The sequence below is a fragment of the Paenibacillus sp. V4I9 genome (assembly GCF_030817295.1).
Lineage (GTDB): Bacteria > Bacillota > Bacilli > Paenibacillales > NBRC-103111 > Paenibacillus_E.
This window is the reverse complement of record NZ_JAUSZE010000001.1, coordinates 1,217,277-1,238,561: the sequence shown is the minus strand read 5'-3', so window position 1 is coordinate 1,238,561 and position 21,285 is coordinate 1,217,277. Positions and strand designations below refer to the sequence as shown.

Below are 21,285 nucleotides of genomic sequence, written 5' to 3'. Positions count from 1 at the left end.
GGGTAACCTCTCGGTCACCCCAAAACTTATAAATGCATATATGTCAAAATAAACGGCTTAGGCATCACTCCAAAATTCAATTTTAGAGTCATTCAGCTTTCGTGAGGTAGATGGGCTAAGCGAGAAATCCGGAACCTGAAAAGAGCCTATATGACGATGGATTCCGATTTAAGAAGGCGTATAAATTCGCAGCGGAATCGGGCCGTTCGTTCCCTCAATGTTCTTGTAAGCGTTCGCAATTTCAGTCTGAGTGATTTCCTCGTTCTTCCATCCCATCATGGCCCTCATCGTTTTAACGAAATTCGGTATATCGGAAGGATCGAGATTCGGCCTCTTAGCCGATGCCATAGCCCCCGCCTGTTGCTGCTGACACGGTACACTCGCGGGTCTAATTGGCCCGCGGCATCCGAATCGGGAATCGGTTTGATGGAACAGTAATTTGAAAACAATAATCGGAGAGGGGCTTACATCAACTCGTGCCGAATACAAATCCGCAAATACGAGGGTTTGTCTTCCAAGATCCAATCACTCATAAATACAGGCTCGGTCAGCGAATCGTTTCGCTTTACCACGTTACGGTCACATCCTATTGGGACTTATCGGAAGCGGCAAGCCCTATTATACAACGTCTCGCCCGCGAAACTTCTGAAGCACTCCGTGTAGCCGTTTTAGAAGAAAACGAAATCGCATACATCCATCAAGTAGAGGGTACAAAAAAGGAAGATGTCGGCTCCTACGTAGGAGGAAGAAATCCCGTCCATTGTACGAGTTCCGGTAAAATGCTGTTGGCCTTTCAAAATGAGCTTGAACAGAACAAAATAGTGAACAGCCCCCTTATCAAATATACACCCAGGACCATTACCGACCCGACCGAGTTGAAAGAGCAGCTTAAACATATACGTAAACAAGATTATTGCATCTGTATCGGGGAATTCATCGAAAATATGGTCTCCATCTCATCTCCCATTCGGGACTCGGCCGGTCAGGTCATATCCGCACTTACTTTAATTGCTCCGACGCATCGTATAGATGAGAACCAAATCGTCTCGTATACCAATAAAGTCGTAAAGACAGCGAAAGAGATATCGCGTCAGTTCGGTTTTCTGAAATGATCTGGTAAATGTCCTATATTATGAAGAGTTATCTCCTGCTGCGGTTTTTTGATCCCGCTCATCATTGACTTTACCCTGAGTATCCGATAAAGTATACTTATATTTAGTACCTAGTACTAACATCAGATACTAATAAGGAGTGAATCATTGATGTCAACCGCTTCCCCTTTGCAAGCTAGAGTCACAGCAATCGGCAGCTACGTGCCGGATCGCATACTAAGCAACGCGGATCTCCAAGGTATGGTAGATACGAATGATGAATGGATCGTTCAACGCACAGGGATTCGGGAACGTAGAATTGCAGCCGCGAATGAGTTCACAAGTCATTTATGTATAGCAGCCGTACAAAATATGCTCACTAGATATCAGACATCACTGAGCGATGTTGATTTAATCATTGTCGCTACCCATACACCGGATCTGCCTTCCACTCCAGTCGCTTGCCAGATTCAAGCCCATTTCGACATCCCTGAAACTGGCGCCTATGACCTCAATGCCACCTGCTCCGGGTTCGCTTATGCCCTGCATACAGCAAGCAGCCTTGTCGCTGCGGGGGTACACCGTAAGGTTCTCGTCGTCGGCGGGGATTCCGTATCCAAAATCACAGACTACACGGACCGTTCCACCTGCATTCTTTTTGGTGATGGTGCCGGAGCCGTGATGGTTGAAAGAGAGGAAGAAAATCCTGCTTTCCTTGCTCACCATCTTGGATCGGACGGTACAGGCGGCAAGCACGTATACCGAACCGGACTTGCCTCTGAATTGAACGGAACGCCATTAACGGGTGAAGGCAAGCTCGTCCAGAACGGCCGCGAGGTGTACAAATATGCCGTAACGACTGTTCCGCAAGGAATCGATAAGCTGCTCACAAAAAGCCGTTTACCACATACGGCAATTGATTGGTTCATTCCTCATAGCGCTAACCTTCGGATTATTGAGTCTATCTGTGAAAAGAGCGGTATCCCATTCGAAAAAGCGCTGTACAGCCTGGAATACTACGGCAATACATCCGCGGCTTCCATTCCTCTTGCTCTGGATTTGGGCATAAAAGCGGGTAAGGTAAAGGTCGGTGATACGCTGCTGCTTTTTGGTTTTGGCGGGGGTCTTACTCACGCGGGTTTAATCATGCGTTGGGGATGATCCGCGAGCGACATTCTTGCTGATCCACGGCTTGCCGGGTGTTCCTAACCGGCGTTGACGTGGACTTTGTCTCGTTATTTTCTGAATCATCGAACGCTGGTATTCACTTATCGTCTTGAGATTCTCAGCCATATGGACAGCAAGCTGCTCGGAGACCGCTACTTGATCCGCGATCGTCTCTATGATTCGGCATAAGGCTCGCTGGCTTCTAGCCAGCGAGGTTAACATATGCAATTCAATTCTCTCACGATTCGATGCTCTCATTATTTCTCATCCTCACCAAACGAAAATAAGTTACCCATTCCGTTCGAACCGTCTCCCCCCGCTCCTGCTCCCGATTCATTTTGTCTAAGAAGAGCCTGCATATGTCGGTTTAAGGAGTTCTCCATCTTCGTCAAGCCATCGATGAGCTCAATCACATACTCATGAATCTCTCCGGATTGTTTCATCTGATGTTCATGCCCCTCTAAATTCGTTGAGTTAATATGATGGCAAATCCAGTTGCGCGATTTCTCTGCTTCTACAACTCTAGCTTCCAACATCAAAGCTATTTCTTGCTGCAGCTTTGCTGTAGCATCCAACATTTTCAAATACAGATCATTTCTATTCAAGGCGTATCCCTCTATTCTTCATCTTCAGGGTCTTTCATTTCTTTCATGACAATTTCCGTTTGCTGCGCGATTGCCTCTTCCAAATTAGCTAAGCTATTTAAATAAGCCGTTATATTCTTAGTTAGTTGTAATGCTTGCTCCTGCAGCATGCCTATGCCATCGAAATTAGGATGCGAGTCAGGTATATCGTTGGCAATGGTGGCCATTTGTGTCGAAACACTTCGATGCGTCTCCAAGATTCTAGACATCTCACTATGCGATGCTGCAATGTGAGAAATAATCTTTGTCACTCGCTGTTCCAATCTCTTTCGCCTCCAACTCCACTTTTTCACTCTAAGTTATGCAGCAATGCAGAGAACGGTGACTCCAGAAGCTTCACGCCCGGCCTTATATGAAGCTGTGCGGGTCAACGCCCCATTTATCAATAAACTTCTGGCGATTTTGCTGCAGCAGCCCTTGCACAGCCTCTTGACCCTTTTTGCTAAAGCTTGAACTGCCATGATGGAAGATGAAGCAATCCCCTGTTATAAGCAATCGATATCCTGCAAGCCGAGCCCGATAGCATAAATCATCGTCTTCGAAGTGCCCCGGGGAGAATCTTTCGTCCATAAAGCCGACTTTATCTAACAATTCCCTTTTGAAAAGTAAGCAAATCCCGACCAAGCGTTCTGTTTCCTGCCATAAAGAAGTATCCACATTGTTATATTTCGCTGCCATGTCGGCTATGTTCGTAAATGGTTCCTGAATCTGCTGTTTACCGCTCGCATAATTCGTCACAGGACCTACCATACCTATGTCCTCACTGCTGTATAAACAGCGCAGCAGGTTATCCAACCAATTCGGAGTCACGATGGTATCGTTATTGAGCAGCATCAAGGTATTTCCAGTCGCAATTTGAAGGCCATAATTACAAGCAGCGGGGAAGCCGCGATTCGTTGGAATTGAAACCAGCTTCAATCGCTCTCTATAGCAGTACTCCAGGGTTCCATCCTGTGATCCATTATCAACTACGATAATTTCAAATGGAACAGAAGTATGGCTGCGAATTGATGCTACACACTCTTTTAGCAAGGTAAGGCCATTGAAAGTTGGAATCACGATACTGGTTACCTGCATGCCCCTTCACCTCTCCAGAAATCCCCTTTTTCTAATGATATCAGGAAACACGATTCGCTCACCTTTCAACTTCATCGCAAGCTGCAGCGCCTCTACATGATCGCCAATAATCAAACGGGCAACCGGGTTGTTTTCCCCTTTATTGTGACTTCGGATTTTGTTCATAGATATGACGTTAACACTTGTTGGCGCAGTAATTCGTAATCCAATCAGAATCGCGTTTACCTGTGCTTTGGGTGGAACCATTAACTCGGAACATCCGATCTGCTTCAGCGCATTCCTTGATAGAGCATGAGGAACTGCCGTGAGCGAGTTCGCATTCAATTCTGGTCTATTCAACGTTATGTTAAGAAACCGCTTCATCACGGTTACGGAATCCCAGAGTGAAAATGTAGGTAAATATGGTGTTATGTTGTTTAGAGCAAGATCTGAGCCACGTTCAACATCATAGATAAAAGGAATAAGTTTCTCGGCCTGCACGACAAAATCTCCATCCAAAAAGAGCAAAATATCCGAATGCGACAGTTTGGCACCTATCGATCTCCCGACATCATGGCCCAATGGATCGGGGAAGTGAACGATGAGAGCATGCGAGTGCGCTCTTACTTTCTCTAAGGTGCGATCACTCGAGCCATTCACAATAATAATGATCTCATCTAATGGTAATCGATTCAGCTGCTCTATCACCTTCACGATGGTGTGCTCTTCATTCATCACACTCACAATAACGCCAACGGAACGGGCTGTTGGCATGAGTACCCAATTGGGTACATGCAATTTAGCAGCTTTACAGTAGCCATGCACATACCCTTTTGACGCTGCTTCATAGCTTAGTTCGTTGGTAGCGAGCAATTGAGAATTAGCCCTGTGCACCCAAAGGTTATTGAGTGCTTTCTTTTGGTAAGCCTCCTTCGTAATATCGTGTTCGCGTGCATCTTGTTTACCCGCCCGCGATCCCCAATTTCTCCAGTATAATTGGGTTCTTGTTAGGGAAGGAGTGTGTTTAGCGGGGGAACGGAGCACGGATTTCTTAAGCTGGGTTCGTTCTTTTTTCACTACCAGTGACAAGGGTTGAGGGTTTGGTTTCTTGATGCTTAGCTTCATGTGATCACCTCATCATTTCTCTAATACGCAATTGGTCATGCATACTCGCTCTTTCATCAGAGGCTTGGATCAGCCACCCAATGGCTTCCAAATGATCGCCGATAATTAGATCACCTACAGGATCTACATCTTTAACCCTACTTCGGATGCGATTTCTGAGCCCGACTTGGATAAGCTGCGCTGCCTTTATATGAAGTCCGCGTTGTACAGCTATTGCCTGAGCCAGAGGTGGAACAGCTAAATTCTCAGCTCCAATGATGTCGAGCGCTTTGCGACTAATTGCGTGTGGGATCGTCGTCATGGAGGCGCCTTGTAAGTCTGGTCGGCCTAGTATCGCGTTAAGTGCGTGTTTGGCTAGAACGACCCTATGAACATTCGCTTTTGTTACGATTCCGTTATATTTATTTAATGCTACATCCACGCCTTGCTGCACAGCTCGGATCAGTGGGATCGTTTCCTTGGCAGATACAACAAAATCGGCATCAAGAAATAATAGAATATCCCCTTTAGCTTCCATCGCACCAATGCTTCTCCCAACATCATGTCCTAGCCGTTGACTAAACGAGATAACCCTTGCCCCTAATTGCGTCGCTACACGCTTACTACCATCCGTTGAACCATTATCAACCACTATAACTTCTGTTTGTGGATGCACGCGGAAAGCTTCCCGAATGACTTTGGCCAAGGTACGAGCTTCGTTGCAAACCGGAATGATGACCGATACTTTTGGCTGATGCTGATGCAAGGTGACGGAGGAGATTAGCTGCTTCCGTTTCCGCTGAATACGCTGGTTACTCAATTCGTCCTCAACTCCTGTCCATGGCGGAATGCCTGCTTTATATATTCTATGATTGCAACAGAAAGGGGACAGGGCAGAAGCCGTACTAGTAGAAAACAGGCATTTGTACAGCCTATCCCTGACTAGTCCCAAGTAGAATAAATAGAAGATGAAGTAAGCCCATTTGTTCAACCTTGAATCCAGTTTATAATTTGTACGAATGAACAGGGGTAAATGTCGTGCCGATACGATTGCCCCACTAATATATTATAGTGACCTATGACATTGAATTAAAACGGAGGTTAGCACCCCTCCCTGTCCGTTAGCAGGCGGGCAAGCGATGTGTCATCCGAAGAGCATGCTATTTTCCCTGTATATAGTAAACAAAAAATAACAAGTGTGTAGAAATATTTTCCCACATCCTCAATACCTCATGGAAATATGAAATGGACTTGATTATGGTAGCGGGGTATCTCAACCGCCGCATCATCTACAGCATTCATCCCCGTATGAAATCCCGTACCGCCCAAATGAAAGCTTCGGCATAGTATCATCATTGGAATTCCATGAACCTTTCGGCTCTTTCGACTTTGTTCAGTTGGAGAAGCACGCTTTGCGCGCTCAACCGACAACGGAACTGGAAAGGAGAAATGCTGTATTTTTCACGTTTCTACTATACTCCGAAACAGCACGAAAAGACCGAAGTCGATCGATTGCAGCAACGTTGTTATCGGTCAGAGGCGCAGCCCTTGCCGATGCTTGAAGTTTCATGTTGCATATGCCGAGCCTTACTCGGCAATACCCTCAAGGGATTTGGGTAAGGATATGTCGATCAAAGTCATTAAATATGTACTGGGAGGTAAATGACTATGTATAAAAATAGCACGATTTTAGTGACGGGAGGCACGGGGTCTTGGGGGCATGAGTTGGTCACGCAGCTTCTGAAGCATGACCCGAAGAAAATCATCATATATTCACGGAACGAGTCTGCACAAGTCGCTATGAAACGGGCTTTCGAGGATCAGCGGCTCAGCTTTTGCATTGGAGAAGTGCGTGATAAGGAAGCGTTAAGCCGGGCTTGCCGAGGCGTCGATTATTTGTTCCATCTGGCGGCGCTTAAGCACGTTCCAGTCTGTGAGGACCAGCCTTACGAGGCGCTGAAAACCAACGTGCTAGGTACGCAAAATGTCATTGAAGCCGCCATTGAAAATGGCGTTAAAAAAGTCATCAACATTTCTACAGACAAAGCAGCCAATCCTTCAAACTTCTACGGGATGACCAAATCGATCGGCGAGAAGCTGATCATTTATGCGAATTTGCTTAAGACTCCGACCAGATTCGTGTGCGTACGCGGGGGGAATGTTCTAGGTACGAACGGTAGTGTAATCCACTTGTTCAAGCAGCAAATTCGGGAAAAAGGCCAAATCGGTCTAACGCATAAAGATATGACTCGATTTTTCCTTACGCTTCAAGAAGCGATCGCCATGCTGCTGAGAGCGACAGCCGAGGGAAGCGGCGGAGAAACGTTCGTGATGAAAATGCCAACCTGCCGTATCCTAGATTTGGCTGAGGTTCTGATGGAATCCATGGGTAAAACCGAGGTAGAGGTGGTAGAGCTGGGGGTACGGCCTGGAGAGAAAATTCATGAGATTCTCTACTCAGAGTACGAAGCTCAAAACACGGTTGTTTTCAATGAAGAGTACTTAATTATCCTGCCGACGCTGGATATTCCTGGACTGAAGGAGAAGTATGCTGGATTCCCGCGGGTGGCCGCAGATGAATACACATCCGCCGAGGATTTGATGAACAAACAGCAAATTCGGGATCTTTTGGAAAAAGGCGGTTTTTTGACATGAGAATACTCGTTATCGGTGGAAACGGAATGGCCGGGCATATGCTTCTGCAGTATTTAACCAAACGTACAGATTATGAGGTATTCTATACGGTTCGTTCGACATCGGCCTCGGTATGTGAAGTTGTAAAGGCAGACCGTGCTACACAGCTTTATTTGGATACGTTGGACGTTCCTGCGGTGAAAGAGACAATTCGACTTGTAAAACCTGATGTAATCGTGAACTGCGTGGGCATTCTTAATGATTTTGCCAGAGAGCATGCATTAGAAGCCTACCAGATCAACGGTAAGCTTCCGCATGAACTTGCCAAGACCGTCGAAGCGTACGGAGGCCGGCTTGTGCATATCAGTTCGGACTGCGTCTATTCCGGGAATCGGGGAAACTACGAGGAACACCACATACCGGATGGGACTTCCGTATATGCCAAGACAAAGGCGCTCGGGGAAGTGAAGGCATATCCGCACATCACGGTGCGGACCTCTATTATAGGGCCGGAAATCCGCAAGGATGGCATTGGTCTTATGCATTGGTTTTTCCGTCAGCAAGGAGCGGTCAAAGGCTTTACTAAGGTACCATGGAACGGTGTAACGACCTTGGAACTTGTTAAATTTATTCATCATGCAATAGAACGGGGCCCGGAACTGCACGGTCTTGTGCATTTGACAGCCGCTGAGACGGTGAGCAAGTGCGAGCTGCTGCAGCTGTTTCAGCAAGTTTTCGGGAAGAAAGATGTCGTGATTGAGCCTGACGATGCAATTGTGTTAGACCGTACGCTGATATGCACGCGCAACGATCTCGGTTACCAAGCGCCGGGTTACGAGGCTATGCTCGGAGAGCTGCGCGATTGGATGTGTGCAGTACCATGACAAAGGGTCGGATCTTAATAACCGGTGCGAGCGGATTTACCGGCCGCCACGCATGCACGCACTTCGCTCGCCTTGGCTACGAGGTAGTTGCAGTGGTACGGCGGCCCGGCTCTCTCGAGCAGGACTTGGTGCGCGAGGTTGTCTGTAATCTCGCGCAACAAGCTGAAGTGCAACGGCTTCTTATGACGGAACGTCCACAGCTACTGCTGCACCTGGCCGGCCTTAACGCGGTGGCAGACTCGTGGGCGGAGCCGCTCGCGTACATGAGCGGCAATGTCATGTCGACCCTGTACCTCATCGACAGCTTGCGTGAACTCAGCCTGCATAGCTGCCGAGTGCTGGTGGCAGGCTCGATGCTGGGCCCCCGCTTCCAAGAGGATGATCAGCCACAGCCCTTGCATCCCTACAGCCTGAGCAAAACCGTACAGACGCTGGTCGCCCGTGCTTGGGGTCATCTTTTCCGACTACCTGTCATGATTGCCCAGCCTTCTAACTTGATCGGCCCAGGGCGGTCGAACGGCCTCTGCGGTCTCATCGGCGCGCACTTAGCTCATTTGGAGGTATCCGCAGCCGACGCGGGAACCGATTCTCTGGAACTAGCTCCCGCACCGTTTCGGCTCTCTTCCCTTACCGAAGCGCGCGATTTCATAGATGTGCGCGATGCGGTGCACGCCTACGAGCATATCCTTCACCTCGGAGAGCCAGGCCATGTCTACCCGATCGGCTCCGGACGGCTGCGCTCGCTAGGTGAGACGGCCGCCTGCTTCGAGTCGCGGGTAGCGGCTCCTGTCCGCTGGCTTATCGGTGCTGACGTACAAAATCCGGTGTCCTTGGTCCAGGAAATGGATGACGGGCTGATCATCGATCCACCGCCACCAGAAAAGCAGTCATCCGTCAATACGGCACCAATGCAGACGCTAGGCTGGTATCCATCCATCCCGTTCGAACAATCGGTCGAGGACATCTTGAATTACTTTCGGCGTAATAGTTGAATTTAAATAGAGGAGTGGGACCCTATGATGCCTAAAGTCTCGATCGTCATTCCGTTTTATAACGACTCCTATGTCGATCAAGCCATTACCAGCGCACTAGCACAAACTTATCCGAATGTGGAGATCATTGTGGTCGACGATGGCTCGACCCAATACGCAGAGAAGATAACCCCTTTCACAGGTCATGGTCGAAATGTCCATTACTTGGGCAAAGCCAATGGCGGGACAGCCAGCGCACTGAACCACGGCATTCGCATGGCATCAGGGGAATATATCGCATGGCTAAGCTCGGATGATTTGTTCTATCCGCATAAATTGATGATGCAAATGCAATACATGCTGGCAGCCAAAGCGAAAATAAGCTTTACGGCCTTTGATATGATTGATGAACATAACCGGATTACACAATCCGGCATAGCCGGACGGTTTCCGACGGTTCAGGCATTTTACAGAGCGATGCTTACTACGAATCCTATCAACGGATGTACGGTTATAGCGAGCCGTAATTTGTATCTGCAGATGGGACTATTTAACGAAGGTCTGACATACACGCACGATTACGACTTGTGGTTACGGATTATTTTGGCCAGGCACGATGTCGTCTTCCTGGATCAAGCGCTCATTAAATACCGCTGGCATTCCCAGATGGGAACGGTTAAGTATCGACCTGCGATCGATAACGAAATCCGTATGGTACAAAATGCACATACGCCGGCCATGCTGTCTTACTTATCTGAGCTTGGTGTTTAAGCTATGAAAGGCGGAGAATAAATCGAATGATACAAGAATCTGACCGTAAAGATGTTATGAATATCCTGTATCAGCTCGTCAACGGGCAGGCTTACAGCCTGCTTGATGTGGGCTGTGGGTTATTTTCCCACGTCGAAGGCTTCGAATGCCCGGTTATTGTCGGTGTTGATGCTCATAGACCTTATCTAGCCAACCGGGTCAACCGCTCACCGCACTTGATTCCGATTTGGGCGGACGCAACGCAATTGAACGCTTTTCTGATGCCCAAATCATTCTCGATGGCGCTGTTCAATGATTCGCTTGAGCATTTCTCCAAGCAGAACGGTTTGAAGCTCTTAGCCATGGCTGAGGAAATTGCCGTAAAACGGGTCATTGTCTTTACACCCCGAGGTTACTTTAAGCAGGCCGGGTACGATTACTACAACATGCAAGGGGAAACCCACCAGGAACATCGCAGCGGGTGGGAAGCGGAAGAGCTGGAGGAGCTCGGCTATCAAGTGCTTATTTTGAAGGGGCTGCACGATCGGACCAATCTATCTTTCGTTAAATCTTACGGGGTGGATCATCCGCCCATCGATGCCTTGATTGCTTGGAAAGATCTATGAATTATTATGCCTTTGAGTGACTTCAAAGTCCTTTGCCTGCAAGAAGGAGAGGTCCAACGGATGCTGGCGAAGCCGATAGGCTGCTAACATCCGGCTGGATCCATTCTTTTTCCCAGAAAGATCTGATCGATAACCGTACTTGGACGAGGTTGTAGTTCGGTTTCCATTTTTCTCATCGATACATAAAACGGAAGGAAATACAAAAATACTACCGAGAGCTGCAGCCAAAAAGGAGGTTCCGTATAGTTGGCATATCCCTTGCTATCAGCCCAGACGAACTGGAATGCTCCCGGCTCTAAATCATATAAACCCTAGAATTAGACGAATAGTCGGGGTACATCTACCGAGTCCAACAGGGTACCCACGCATAGAATAATATAAGTTAAATCTATTAAGGAGGTGTATGCACTTGTGCTTGCAAAAGTGACCATCGTAATTCCCTTTTACAATTGTAATTATGTTGGGCAAGCCGTACGCAGCGCTCTTAAGCAATCATATCCGAACAAAGAGGTTCTTGTTGTGGATGACGGCTCTGACAACAGGTATTTCAAAGAGCTTCGGCCTTTTTTAGGGGAAATCACATATATTCAAAAAAAAAACGGGGGTACAGCCAGCGCGTTAAACTTAGGTATTAAAAAGGCTTCCGGAAATTATATCACTTGGCTCAGTTCTGATGATTTATATGCCCCGGAGAAAGTCGAAAAACAAGTTTCATTTATGCAAAAGCATGGCGCGTTGTTCAGTTTTAGTAACTATTGTCTCATCAATGAGACTAATGAAGTCATAGCACGCGTTGTAGGACCCCGCTATCGTACAGTAATCGAGTTTTACCGTGACTTTTTAAAGGGAAATACCATCAACGGATGCACAGTCATGATGCATAAGCAAATTTTCAACGATGTGGGACTTTTTGACGAAGCTCTTCCTTTTACGCATGATTATGATCTGTGGCTTCGCATCATGCTTGCAAGACACGATTTGTATTATTTAGACGAATCATTAACGATGTACCGCTATCACTCCGAAATGGGTACACGTAAATATGGTGACAAGATTGCTAAAGAAATTGAAATCACCCGAGGCAAATATCAGCTTCGTTTGTCCAAGCTTATCGATCAAATCATCGGGGGTGAATAAGGATGAAATTTACAATTCCCGTATTAACGTTATGTCACGGCGGGGCCCAGCGGATGCTGGTCGAACTGGCGAACGGATTAACCCGCAGGGGCCATCAAGTTTGTCTGTTGATGCCATCCGGCAGTATCGTGGAGTACGAGATAGAGGCTCAGGTTCTGCATACCAACCAAACCGTTTTACGTGAAAGTGACTATCCCTACTCGGATGTTATTGTATCCAATTATTATTTAACTGTACCCTCGGCTCAAGCGGCCAGCAAGCTGGGGAAAGGCAAGCACATCCGGCTAAGCCTCTGTTACGAACCGGCCTTTCTTCCAGATAATCATATTTCTTTCCCTACCTATCATTTAACGGATTGTCTGATCGTTCTATCCTCGTGGCAGCACCGCTTAATTCAATTGCTGCATGGCATACAAAGTACCATTGTCCCTGTAGGTGTCGATCCTTTCTTCACAAATCTGCATATCCGTGAAAATAACCACAAACTCCGAATCGCAGCAATTCTTCGAGAGCCGGAGGGCTTCGCCTTTCACCGCAATCAAGAGCATCTAATTTCCCAGCTTCAAGAGATTACCAAGCGTTACCCAAACGTGGAAGTTTCTCTTATCTCCCCCCCTGGTGAAATGGCTCGATCCCCAGAGCTGAACCGATTAAGGGCAGTGACGGGGTTCATATTCTACACCCCCGCTAATGATTACGAGCTTAGATATCATTTCAATCAAGCGGATATATTCGTAACCTCCTCCTTATACGAAGCAGCTAATTTACCTGGTCTGGAGGCTATGAAGTGCGGCGCTGCTCTTGTCGCGGTCAATTCAGGCGGTAATGAGGATTATTGCAATCATCTAAGCAATTGTTTAATCTCCTATCACTATCAAGATCTGATGGGGGAACACCTTAGCCGATTAATCGAAAATCCGGGATTACGCCATCGCTTGGCAAAGGAAGGCGAGCTGGAAGCAGCAAAGTGGACCTGGACACGATGCCTGAATCTGTTTGAACAAGCCGTTTACACTTTCACCAGAAAAAATTGAAGGAAGATTCTCTTGACCAATAAATGGCCGGAGCATCCCCTCAGCCTGCCTTTTCGAACTCGTTATTTTATGTTTAAAGACCGAGCCCGGTTTTTTTCTCATTCGAGCAATTAATCGCTTCAGATGAAACACGCCGTATGAGCGTGCCGGGCAATTAATACGAGATACGAAATATGTGTAACCGGTATCCCTGATAGCATAAGCCTTTATTGCTTTCTGCAGTATATTGGTCCAAACCAAATCTATCATTCTCTCATAAGATATTAATATGGGAAATGAAAAAATCCCGTTATTTTAATAGAAGGAGGAATTTTCAAATGGCTATCATCATTATGGACATTGGTTCAAGCATTCCCTCAAGCGGAAGCGAAACACTAAACCGCGAAATTACGACGGGTGGTATCACTCTAGCCTTGTTTGGGCTGGCCACAACCGCTTCAAATCGGGTCATATTAAACGCGACGGTCTCTTTCGCCTCCCTGTTGGGTGCACCAGAGATTTTGTTTACTATGATGCGGGACACGGCAGTGATCTTCACTGCCCGAGGGGGTACTCTGGCTGTGAACGAGAACCGGACTACTACGCTTCATATGATTGACACGAATGTGCCGACAGGGTACCACGCCTATAGACTTCTGGCCCAAGAAGTATCCGGCAGCCCCCTCAATCAAGCACAGGTTACCGGACCGGTTACGTACTCAGGTGTCAGTTACGAAATCTCGTAAACGAGATAAGGAGCACCAGTGAGGGCAAGTTTAAAAGCCAGATTTCTACGACTGCAACCTTCGGTACACGAGGAGGGGATAAACATTTTGCAAAAAGGTGTTACACTATGGTTTACCGGTTTATCCGGATCCGGAAAATCGACGGTTAGCCGGGCCGTAGAAGCCAATCTAAGACAATGCAATATAAAGGTAGAAGTACTTGACGGGGATATTCTTAGGGAAGAAGTGTTTCAAGGGCTTGGTTTCTCTAAAGAGGACCGCTCTATGAATGTGAGAGCTGCGACTTATTTAGCCCATGTGCTGACGCGAAATGATATTATTGTACTGGCGACCTTTATATCCCCTTATCGCGGGATGCGGGAAGAAAGCCGTAAAAAGATTGGTTCCTTCCTCGAGGTTTATGTTCATTGCTCCCTCGAAGAATGCATCAGAAGGGATGTTAAGGGGTTGTATCGCAAGGCGCTGAACGGTGAAATCAAACAGTTTACCGGCATCACGGATCCTTATGAAACTCCGGAATATCCAGATCTGATTCTGGAAACGGACCAGGAAACCGTCGAGCAATGTACAGAGCAGGTGGTCGAATATTTAATCCGACACAGATATATCACTTTATTATAATAAAGCCCGCTCCATTCAAGGAGCGGGCTCTTTTCGTACACTCTGCATCGAATAGATCTAGGGCTAATTGCCTACCAATTCCCTGATCATCTTGTTTAAATTCCATCCATATGCATCGAGTGTAAATATGGACTTGACATGCTGTTCCGCCTGCAGAATCAAATCAGCGCGTAAGGCATTGTTATAAAGCACCTCTTTTGCTTCAGACACGGCCTGATTGAGTTCATACTGGTCGATGAGCTTACCTGTTACATTATGAATTACCATACTACGGATCCCGTCCGAATCTGTTACAACTACAGGGCAACGGCAGCACATCGCCTCAGCAACAGCGTATCCAAACCCTTCACAGATAGAGGTCGAACATAAAAAGCCTCCTGAATCCCCAATCATAGAATAATAGTGGTCCATCTCATGATACGGCACGTTGGCGTGCCACGTCACCCTTGATTGAAACGGAGAATTGACCATCAGCTGGTTGAAAACTTGTCTATCCTTTTCAGATCCTAAATTCTGTTCTCCGATCATCCAAATGTTGATTAGCGGATTTTCCTCCAGCAAATGCCTTGCAATCTGAAGAAAATATTGCCAATTTTTATTTGGCTCGATGCGGCCAACCCAGCCGATCAGCGGATTCATTTTTCGGGGCAATGTACGGTATTTAAACTGCTCCGTATCCAACCCATTATGAAAGCAATACCTCTTCAACCCCGGGAATATGGAATTAAATAATGCGACCAAGTGTGATGTTACCGGATAAAGCGCAGCATTACAATGAGCATGTATGAAGGGTATCGCTTGATGTAATATCTCCCTAGCTTCATCCCAAGTACCTAATCCTTGGACTTCATAAACTACCGGCCCTGCAAACCCAAACTCCCTTATGAGCCTCAGCATATAAAAGTTGGAGCAAACAATCACGAGGTCAAAATTTTCTCTCCTCAACAAATTCTGAATATATTCATAATCTTCAGATACATGTACCGGAATATCATACGCATTCGATATTCCGCCGCCTGTCCATTGGTAAAGGAAATGGCAATCGATGCCGTATTTCTGTAAAGCTTTATATTTCATTCGGTTTAATGTTTCAACACCACCACTGGCAATATAATAAGTGACGAGGATTTTCATATCAATTCCCCTCTCTTCGGATCGATCCGCCTGCTTATTATTATATGAAAAGCAAAAATAAGAGTTTGGACTAGAATATATAAAATCGCCTTTTTTTATAACATAAAATAAATTTGTCCAAGCATTTATTTGGCGGCAGCATATAAAAAATTATACGTTCATATCGAAGCGAAGGAGGTTGGATGAGAAATGAGATTAGATTATAAACATCATTTGTTGGTCACCTGTTGTAATCAACTCGGCGGTCTATTTCGGCTTAACCTTATACCGGGGAATACGTTAAGCTGTTGGATGAAGATTGCCGAGGTCTGACTGCATATAGATCAGGTATAATCGTGGCCACAAATAGCTCTGGTATTATGATTCTCGATCATCAGGGAAGCGTACTCCAATGCAATAAGCTGCTTGGGAAGGATTAACACGGGATTGCACCGATCATTTAGGATAAAGGGCCAAAAGTAACACAATCTTTAACTGTGAACCGAATCGATGTTGTAATTTTTAAATGCTGCCATATCCGCTGTTGCTGTTTTGCCAAGGAATTCGGCCCATCCTTCTTGTTGTTCTTGCTCGGATGCAAAATGATAAAGTATCAATTCTTCGCCGTGACGATCATTTTAGCCTATACCGATCTATTTTTGCTGCATACATTGATAGAAAAAACGATTGTTTTCTTGTTTTGGTATTGGAAATTTCTAAAAAGAGGTGGTCTTCTGAATGAGTGGTGATTCAACTCAAACCAAAAAACTATTGATATTTATGCATATCCCCAAAACTGCCGGCAGTACATTGGGAGAACTGATTAATCAACAATACACTAAGAATATAAGCTGTTATAGAGGGGATGAATCGGAAAACGAAAAGGACGTAATACGCTTAAAGGATGAAATTGAAAAATCCGATTCCTTAAAAGGTCACTTTTACTTTGGCGTACATCATTATCTTTCGAAACCGTCCATCTATATAACGATGTTTCGAAATCCGATAGAGCGCATAATTTCGTTATATTACTATATTCTTAGAGAAAAAAATAATAGATTGTATGAGAAAGTAAAAAACATGAGTCTTGACGAATTTGTAAAAAGTGAAGAGCTGGCAATTGAAAACGTCAATCAGCAAACTCGTTACCTCTGTGGAGGACGGACTCCTGACTTGGAGACGGCTAAAAAAAATCTTTCCGCACACTTTTCTTTCGGCATTATGGAATTATTTGACGATTCCATCAGACTAATGAGCAAAGAGTTAGGTTGGAAAAATATTCATTACATCAAGAGAAATGTTAACGGCAACAGCCCACCGATTACTTCTATAGCAGAAAAAACCATCCATAAAATAATAGAAAATAACACACTGGATATTGAATTATATCATTATGCGCGACAATTGCTCATAAATAAAAAAAAAACGAAATGAAATTGTAACATCCGCCTGCACGCCAATATCCCCGTGGTCTGGCCTTTAAGGACAGTTGGCTCTATGTTGGCAACAGCACCAGAGTCCCAGATCAACATAACCCGTGTGCCGGAGTGTACGCCCTTTCGTTGAAGGACAAAACTTCAAGTTTTTTTCCACTCCCCGCGTTAGAAGTCTATGGCATTATTTGCTGTTAACAATAAAAGGCTGTCCCCCAAACAGATCTCTGCTTGGGGATTCAGCCTCTTTTTTTATTCTCTAACCCTTCAATCCGGCGCTACTATGTAGCTCCGCATCTCCCAGAAAACCTCCTTTAACGAGCATTTTTTTAATTTCCGCTTTTGTCATCAGCGGTCCTTCCGAGCTGAAGCTCTCGTACGGCACTTTCAGGTAATGTGCATATGTCTCTTTAAGTCCGGGGATGTCAATGGTAGGCAGAATGACCAAATGCTCATCGTCAAAAGTAACAGTAAATTGGCTTTCAAACTCAGAAAGTAAAATTTCATGGATTTTTTCCCCCGGTCGCACACCGAGCTCAACTACTTCCACATCCTGTTTCCCGAGCTCTTGTATAAGAACTTCAGCTAAATCAATAATTTTACATGTAGGCATGGTAATGACGAATATTTCCCCCCCACGCCCTACTTCCGCTCCCCGAAGCATTAGCTTGATCGCTTCCTGCTTGGTCATAAAAAAACGAGTCATATTTTTATCTGTGATCCCAACCTGATTCTTTTCCTGAATTTGCTTTATAAACAAGTGAATGACACTCCCGTTCGTTCCTAGCACATTGCCTCCGCGAACGTTCACGAATTTCGTATGCGGGCTCAGCAGGTTGCCATACACAATCAATTTCTCCCCGATCGCTTTCGTAATTCCGTAGAAGTTGGATGGGTTCGCAGCCTTATCGGTCGAAATGTTAATCACTTTCTTCACTTTGTTCTCAATAGCTGCCTCGATGACGTTTTGTGTGCCAATCACATTCGTTTTCAATGCTTCGAATGGCTGATCCTCACATACGGGAACATGTTTGAGTGCCGCCAAATGAAACAAGTAATCGACTTGTTCGCAGGCTTTCATCAGAGCCTCTTTATCTCTTACATCCCCGATACAGAAGCTTAGCCTAGGGTCATTGAATGCTCTTTTCATCGCTACCTGTGTCGATTCATTACGGGAGAATACAATAATCTTCTTGGGATTTTCCCGAAGCAGCTGTTCTATGAGTTCATAACCCCAGGACCCCGTCCCACCGGTTACTAAGATTGTCGCTTTAGCAAACATTCTCTTTACCTCCTAATAAATATTGAACGACTTTCTGCGATACATTTGTATCCAAATAGCCATCCGGGCAATGCCATCCTGTTGGGAATCTCACCATAACTTTAACCGCGTTCAATATTTGCTCAGCTCGGAGACCAGAAACTACATTGCTTCCGCAATCTACGGTTTCTGGCCGTTCTGTCGTCGTTCGAATGGTCACCGTTGGCACATGGAAAATACAGCATTCCTCTTGAACGGTGCCGCTGTCTGTTAAAACACAGAGAGCATGCTTCTCCAGGTGCACAAAGTCGAAAAATCCAAATGGCTCATGAAATTGCACGAGTGGATGCATTGTGACCTTGCCATCCTTCTCGAGTCGCGATTTGGTTCGGGGATGAATGCTGCAAATGACTTTATGTCCAAAGGTTTCAGCTACCAGATTAAGTCCTTTGAGAATTTGCTGGAGTCGTTCAGGATGATCCACATTTTCAGCACGATGCGTTGTAACCAGAAAATAAGGTTCACCTTTCAGATCTAGCTTTTCCAGAATGTCGCTTTGCTCAATGCGTATTTCATAATGAGTCAGCACTTCATAAATGGGATTCCCTGTGACGATAATGCGATGACTTGGTACGCCCTCCCTAAGCAGATTGTCTCGGCTGTAACGGGTGTAAGGCATATTAATGCTAGAAATCGCATCGATCACTTTTCGGTTCTTCTCTTCAGGTACAGCGAGATCGAAACAGCGGTTACCCGCTTCCATGTGGATCACGGGAATACCCATTCGCTCAGCAAGTATGCTGCTGAGTGCACTGTTCGTGTCACCCAGAACAAGTACTTTATCCGGGCGTTCAAGTGTAAATATGCGTTCTAGCTCTGCGAAAAGGACCGAGAGCTGTCCTCCTAACGTACGCTGCTGATTCTGCAGCATATAATCGGGTTGGCGCAGCCCCAGCTCCTCGAAAAACACATCGCTAAGCGTAGAGGTGAAATTCTGTCCTGTGTGAATGAGCACATGTTGTTCCGCCAGCTCATCCAGCTTCTGAATAATGAGACTCAGCCTGATAATTTCGGGGCGAGTCCCCAAAACAGTCGCGATTTTCATCTTTTTCCTCCTACTTTTACGATGCCTTTATGCCCCAGTTGCCGTTTTGCAGTTGCCCTTTTCGCACGAAGGCTCTTTCGCCTGCGCACCCTCGTCGGCTTTTTCTTCGCGGTCGCTTTCCGAGCAGCTGCTTTTCGTTTGCGCACGTTAATTCCGCCCTTGGCAAACCTTTTTGCACCTTTTCTAAGCTTTGTTCCTTGTTTTAGCTTTTTTCGACTTCTCAACTTTTTCCTTATGATCAGCTTAGTTTTACGCTTGCTTCTTAGCCCCTTCTCCTCCCCGCCAACAATAGGCAGACCGAGCGTATAAGTCGCTATAACGCTCTCTGGCAGTAAGGCAACTTGTGATGGGTTGTACCCATGGCCCCGAAGGGCTCCTTCTGAGACAAAGGGATACCTCACACCATGCTGCATGAGGTACACCGTTGGCCCCTGACCTTTCGCTACATAGATCGCAGGGGCATACTTCAGAAAAGGCTCTTCAGCACGAATCGGAATACCTGTCGGAAGCATCGCAAGCTGTTGATCGCCTACAATCCCAACTCGGTGCCAATCATATTTATAGAAATGGAAGTCCTCACCCGTAGAAATCGGGCGCTTCATACCTTGCTCAATGACGAATACAGTATGTGAGGATTCGCCTTTTAACAGCAAATAATCGGGAAATTTAAGCGCACGCTGTTTCTCTAACGATCTTGCTTCCAAGTGAGGCGAAAGAAGAGAAAGAAATTGTCCCAATCGGGAACGGTAAGCATCAATTCCAAATAATTGATGAATCGTTTGACAATTCCGACTGCCAATTTCCTGACGTATTCGGTGATCCGATAGTAGATACTGAACCTTGTTTGTAAGATCCTGAACATCTCCTTTTTGTGCCAGAAAGAGTTCATTTCCCGTAGCAGTTAATATTTCGACCAATCCGCCAGAGCGATAAGCAACAACGGGTTTACCGAAGATATGACCTTCAAGTGCAGTTAATCCAAAACCCTCGTTTAATAGACTTGGGACAACAACGACATCCATTGCAGGGTAAACCGATTGAATATCAGGCTCAAAAGAGAGGAGGGAGAATTGAGATGAATAGCCGGAAAGCAAGATCATTTGTACGCAGGAATCCGTATAAACGGGATCAGTAGGTTTACCTGTAATCATAAAATGGGCCTTAGGATTCGTTTCGCAAATGCATATCCCCATCTGAATGAAATGGTCCAGCCCTTTATTCGCATAGATGTCCGAAGAAATGTAACCTATGACAGGACGTTCATCATGGATGCCGATTTCTGCACGTTTGCTTTGTCTTTTAATCGGCCATTGGCCAGGGTCATAATGCTCCGTATGCCATGAAGGAGGAAGTACGAACATTTTATGATCATGCACAAGTCCTTGAAGCGGCTGCAGTGTTGTATCGGATATGCCCACGATCCAGTCCGCATATTGATCCATGAGCCTTGCACTGAGAGGCGTGAATTCATTCATTTGAATCGTCTCCGCAACAATCCATGTGACAGGAATCCCTAATTTCTTAGCAGCTGCTGCCGGTAGAAGGTTGACGCAAGTATTCGTGATAACAAGGTCCGGTTCGTGGATGAGAAGAAGGTCGAGTAAACCGGGCATTTCTGAATGGACAAGCAGGTCCTGAAACAGTTGTGGTATTGCGGCTGTTGGATGATACATGTCAAATAAAAGAGGGAACGATTGAACGACAGTTTCAATGCCATGGCGTCTAGCCTCTGCGGCTAAAAGTCCTTCTTTCGGTACCACCAATGTACAGGCATAATGACGTCCCAGTTCCAAAGTCACAAAGAGCAGCATTTTTTCCGCCCCGGTAATATGATCTGGATTACAGAAATGGGAAAATAATAGGACTCTTGGTTTTTGTGGAGTCGACATGTGTAACATACCCGTTACGACAACCAGGTATGGAATTCAC

General features: G+C 45.9%; 24 protein-coding genes. 13 read left to right on the top strand and 11 right to left on the bottom strand.

Annotation, left to right across the window (positions count from 1 at the left end):
* Nucleotides 1–168: 168 nt before the first annotated feature.
* Entirely contained in the window at nucleotides 169–348 is a 180-nt protein-coding gene (locus QFZ81_RS06055; protein ID WP_307601929.1) for a hypothetical protein, read from the bottom strand.
* A 128-nt stretch (nucleotides 349–476) separates the two neighbouring features.
* Between QFZ81_RS06055 and QFZ81_RS06050 the strand changes: the two genes are divergently transcribed.
* Nucleotides 477–1,112 carry an IclR family transcriptional regulator gene (locus QFZ81_RS06050; RefSeq protein ID WP_307601928.1) on the top strand — a complete coding sequence of 212 codons (636 nt, stop codon included), beginning with the start codon at nucleotides 477–479 and terminating at the stop codon, nucleotides 1,110–1,112.
* A gap of 150 nt (nucleotides 1,113–1,262) precedes the next feature.
* Entirely contained in the window at nucleotides 1,263–2,252 is a 990-nt protein-coding gene (locus QFZ81_RS06045; RefSeq protein ID WP_307601926.1) for a ketoacyl-ACP synthase III, read from the top strand.
* Here the strand turns inward: QFZ81_RS06045 and QFZ81_RS06040 are convergent.
* The 6 genes from QFZ81_RS06040 to QFZ81_RS06015 all read right to left on the bottom strand — a co-directional run bounded on the left by QFZ81_RS06040 (nucleotide 2,232) and on the right by QFZ81_RS06015 (nucleotide 5,882).
* The gene (locus tag QFZ81_RS06040) at nucleotides 2,232–2,516 is read right to left on the bottom strand and encodes a hypothetical protein (protein ID WP_307601924.1); all 285 of its coding nucleotides are present in this window, start codon (nucleotides 2,514–2,516) and stop codon (nucleotides 2,232–2,234) included. The two genes, QFZ81_RS06045 and QFZ81_RS06040, sit on opposite strands and share 21 nt — an antisense overlap.
* The gene (locus QFZ81_RS06035; RefSeq protein WP_307446866.1) at nucleotides 2,516–2,863 is read right to left on the bottom strand and encodes an alpha-helical endospore appendage domain-containing protein; all 348 of its coding nucleotides are present in this window, start codon (nucleotides 2,861–2,863) and stop codon (nucleotides 2,516–2,518) included. The genes QFZ81_RS06040 and QFZ81_RS06035 overlap by 1 nt, the downstream gene beginning before the upstream one ends.
* 11 nt (nucleotides 2,864–2,874) lie before the next feature.
* Nucleotides 2,875–3,165, bottom strand: a complete 291-nt coding sequence (locus tag QFZ81_RS06030; RefSeq protein ID WP_307601922.1) for a nucleoside-diphosphate sugar epimerase — start codon at nucleotides 3,163–3,165, stop codon at nucleotides 2,875–2,877.
* A gap of 85 nt (nucleotides 3,166–3,250) precedes the next feature.
* Nucleotides 3,251–3,979: a glycosyltransferase family 2 protein gene (locus QFZ81_RS06025; RefSeq protein WP_307601920.1), complete on the bottom strand. Its 729-nt coding sequence runs from the start codon at nucleotides 3,977–3,979 to the stop codon at nucleotides 3,251–3,253.
* Nucleotides 3,980–3,985: 6 nt separating this feature from the next.
* Nucleotides 3,986–5,083 carry a glycosyltransferase family 2 protein gene (locus QFZ81_RS06020; protein ID WP_307446877.1) on the bottom strand — a complete coding sequence of 366 codons (1,098 nt, stop codon included), beginning with the start codon at nucleotides 5,081–5,083 and terminating at the stop codon, nucleotides 3,986–3,988.
* A gap of 4 nt (nucleotides 5,084–5,087) precedes the next feature.
* Nucleotides 5,088–5,882: a glycosyltransferase family 2 protein gene (locus QFZ81_RS06015; protein WP_307446880.1), complete on the bottom strand. Its 795-nt coding sequence runs from the start codon at nucleotides 5,880–5,882 to the stop codon at nucleotides 5,088–5,090.
* A gap of 848 nt (nucleotides 5,883–6,730) precedes the next feature.
* Here QFZ81_RS06015 and QFZ81_RS06010 point away from each other — a divergent pair.
* The 9 genes from QFZ81_RS06010 to cysC all read left to right on the top strand — a co-directional run bounded on the left by QFZ81_RS06010 (nucleotide 6,731) and on the right by cysC (nucleotide 14,444).
* A complete protein-coding gene (locus tag QFZ81_RS06010; RefSeq protein WP_307446883.1) occupies nucleotides 6,731–7,717 on the top strand; it encodes a polysaccharide biosynthesis protein in 987 nt (328 codons plus the stop codon).
* The gene (locus tag QFZ81_RS06005; protein ID WP_307601918.1) at nucleotides 7,714–8,580 is read left to right on the top strand and encodes a dTDP-4-dehydrorhamnose reductase family protein; all 867 of its coding nucleotides are present in this window, start codon (nucleotides 7,714–7,716) and stop codon (nucleotides 8,578–8,580) included. The genes QFZ81_RS06010 and QFZ81_RS06005 overlap by 4 nt, the downstream gene beginning before the upstream one ends.
* 128 nt (nucleotides 8,581–8,708) lie before the next feature.
* Entirely contained in the window at nucleotides 8,709–9,572 is an 864-nt protein-coding gene (locus QFZ81_RS06000) for an NAD-dependent epimerase/dehydratase family protein (protein WP_373463643.1), read from the top strand.
* Between the two features lie 24 nt (nucleotides 9,573–9,596).
* On the top strand, nucleotides 9,597–10,322 hold the full coding sequence (locus QFZ81_RS05995) for a glycosyltransferase (protein ID WP_307601916.1): 726 nt from the start codon (nucleotides 9,597–9,599) through the stop codon (nucleotides 10,320–10,322).
* Nucleotides 10,323–10,348: 26 nt separating this feature from the next.
* On the top strand, nucleotides 10,349–10,927 hold the full coding sequence (locus QFZ81_RS05990) for a hypothetical protein (protein WP_307446894.1): 579 nt from the start codon (nucleotides 10,349–10,351) through the stop codon (nucleotides 10,925–10,927).
* A gap of 411 nt (nucleotides 10,928–11,338) precedes the next feature.
* Nucleotides 11,339–12,064, top strand: a complete 726-nt coding sequence (locus QFZ81_RS05985) for a glycosyltransferase (protein ID WP_307446896.1) — start codon at nucleotides 11,339–11,341, stop codon at nucleotides 12,062–12,064.
* Nucleotides 12,065–12,066: 2 nt separating this feature from the next.
* The gene (locus QFZ81_RS05980) at nucleotides 12,067–13,098 is read left to right on the top strand and encodes a glycosyltransferase family 4 protein (protein WP_307601914.1); all 1,032 of its coding nucleotides are present in this window, start codon (nucleotides 12,067–12,069) and stop codon (nucleotides 13,096–13,098) included.
* A 317-nt stretch (nucleotides 13,099–13,415) separates the two neighbouring features.
* Complete coding sequence (locus QFZ81_RS05975; RefSeq protein WP_307446903.1) at nucleotides 13,416–13,823, top strand: hypothetical protein; 408 nt, start codon at nucleotides 13,416–13,418, stop codon at nucleotides 13,821–13,823.
* An 87-nt stretch (nucleotides 13,824–13,910) separates the two neighbouring features.
* Nucleotides 13,911–14,444, top strand: a complete 534-nt coding sequence (gene cysC / locus QFZ81_RS05970; protein WP_307446906.1) for an adenylyl-sulfate kinase — start codon at nucleotides 13,911–13,913, stop codon at nucleotides 14,442–14,444.
* Nucleotides 14,445–14,507: 63 nt separating this feature from the next.
* Here cysC and QFZ81_RS05965 read toward each other — a convergent pair whose 3' ends face one another.
* Nucleotides 14,508–15,578 (bottom strand): glycosyltransferase family 4 protein, encoded by a 1,071-nt coding sequence (locus QFZ81_RS05965; RefSeq protein WP_307446909.1) that lies wholly within the window; start codon nucleotides 15,576–15,578, stop codon nucleotides 14,508–14,510.
* Nucleotides 15,579–15,767: 189 nt separating this feature from the next.
* Between QFZ81_RS05965 and QFZ81_RS05960 the strand changes: the two genes are divergently transcribed.
* On the top strand, nucleotides 15,768–15,890 hold the full coding sequence (locus QFZ81_RS05960; protein WP_307446912.1) for a hypothetical protein: 123 nt from the start codon (nucleotides 15,768–15,770) through the stop codon (nucleotides 15,888–15,890).
* A 405-nt stretch (nucleotides 15,891–16,295) separates the two neighbouring features.
* Entirely contained in the window at nucleotides 16,296–16,991 is a 696-nt protein-coding gene (locus QFZ81_RS05955) for a sulfotransferase family 2 domain-containing protein (RefSeq protein WP_307446915.1), read from the top strand.
* 258 nt (nucleotides 16,992–17,249) lie between these two features.
* Here the strand turns inward: QFZ81_RS05955 and QFZ81_RS05950 are convergent, their stop codons facing one another.
* From QFZ81_RS05950 to QFZ81_RS05940, 3 genes are read right to left on the bottom strand one after another with little or no spacing between them, the layout of a single operon-like run.
* A complete protein-coding gene (locus tag QFZ81_RS05950; RefSeq protein WP_307446917.1) occupies nucleotides 17,250–18,272 on the bottom strand; it encodes an SDR family NAD(P)-dependent oxidoreductase in 1,023 nt (340 codons plus the stop codon).
* Nucleotides 18,262–19,356, bottom strand: a complete 1,095-nt coding sequence (gene wecB / locus QFZ81_RS05945; protein WP_307446920.1) for a non-hydrolyzing UDP-N-acetylglucosamine 2-epimerase — start codon at nucleotides 19,354–19,356, stop codon at nucleotides 18,262–18,264. Before wecB ends, QFZ81_RS05950 begins: the two co-directional genes overlap by 11 nt.
* Nucleotides 19,353–21,245 carry a glycosyltransferase family 4 protein gene (locus tag QFZ81_RS05940; protein ID WP_307601912.1) on the bottom strand — a complete coding sequence of 631 codons (1,893 nt, stop codon included), beginning with the start codon at nucleotides 21,243–21,245 and terminating at the stop codon, nucleotides 19,353–19,355. Before QFZ81_RS05940 ends, wecB begins: the two co-directional genes overlap by 4 nt.
* Between the last annotated feature and the right edge of the window lie 40 nt (nucleotides 21,246–21,285).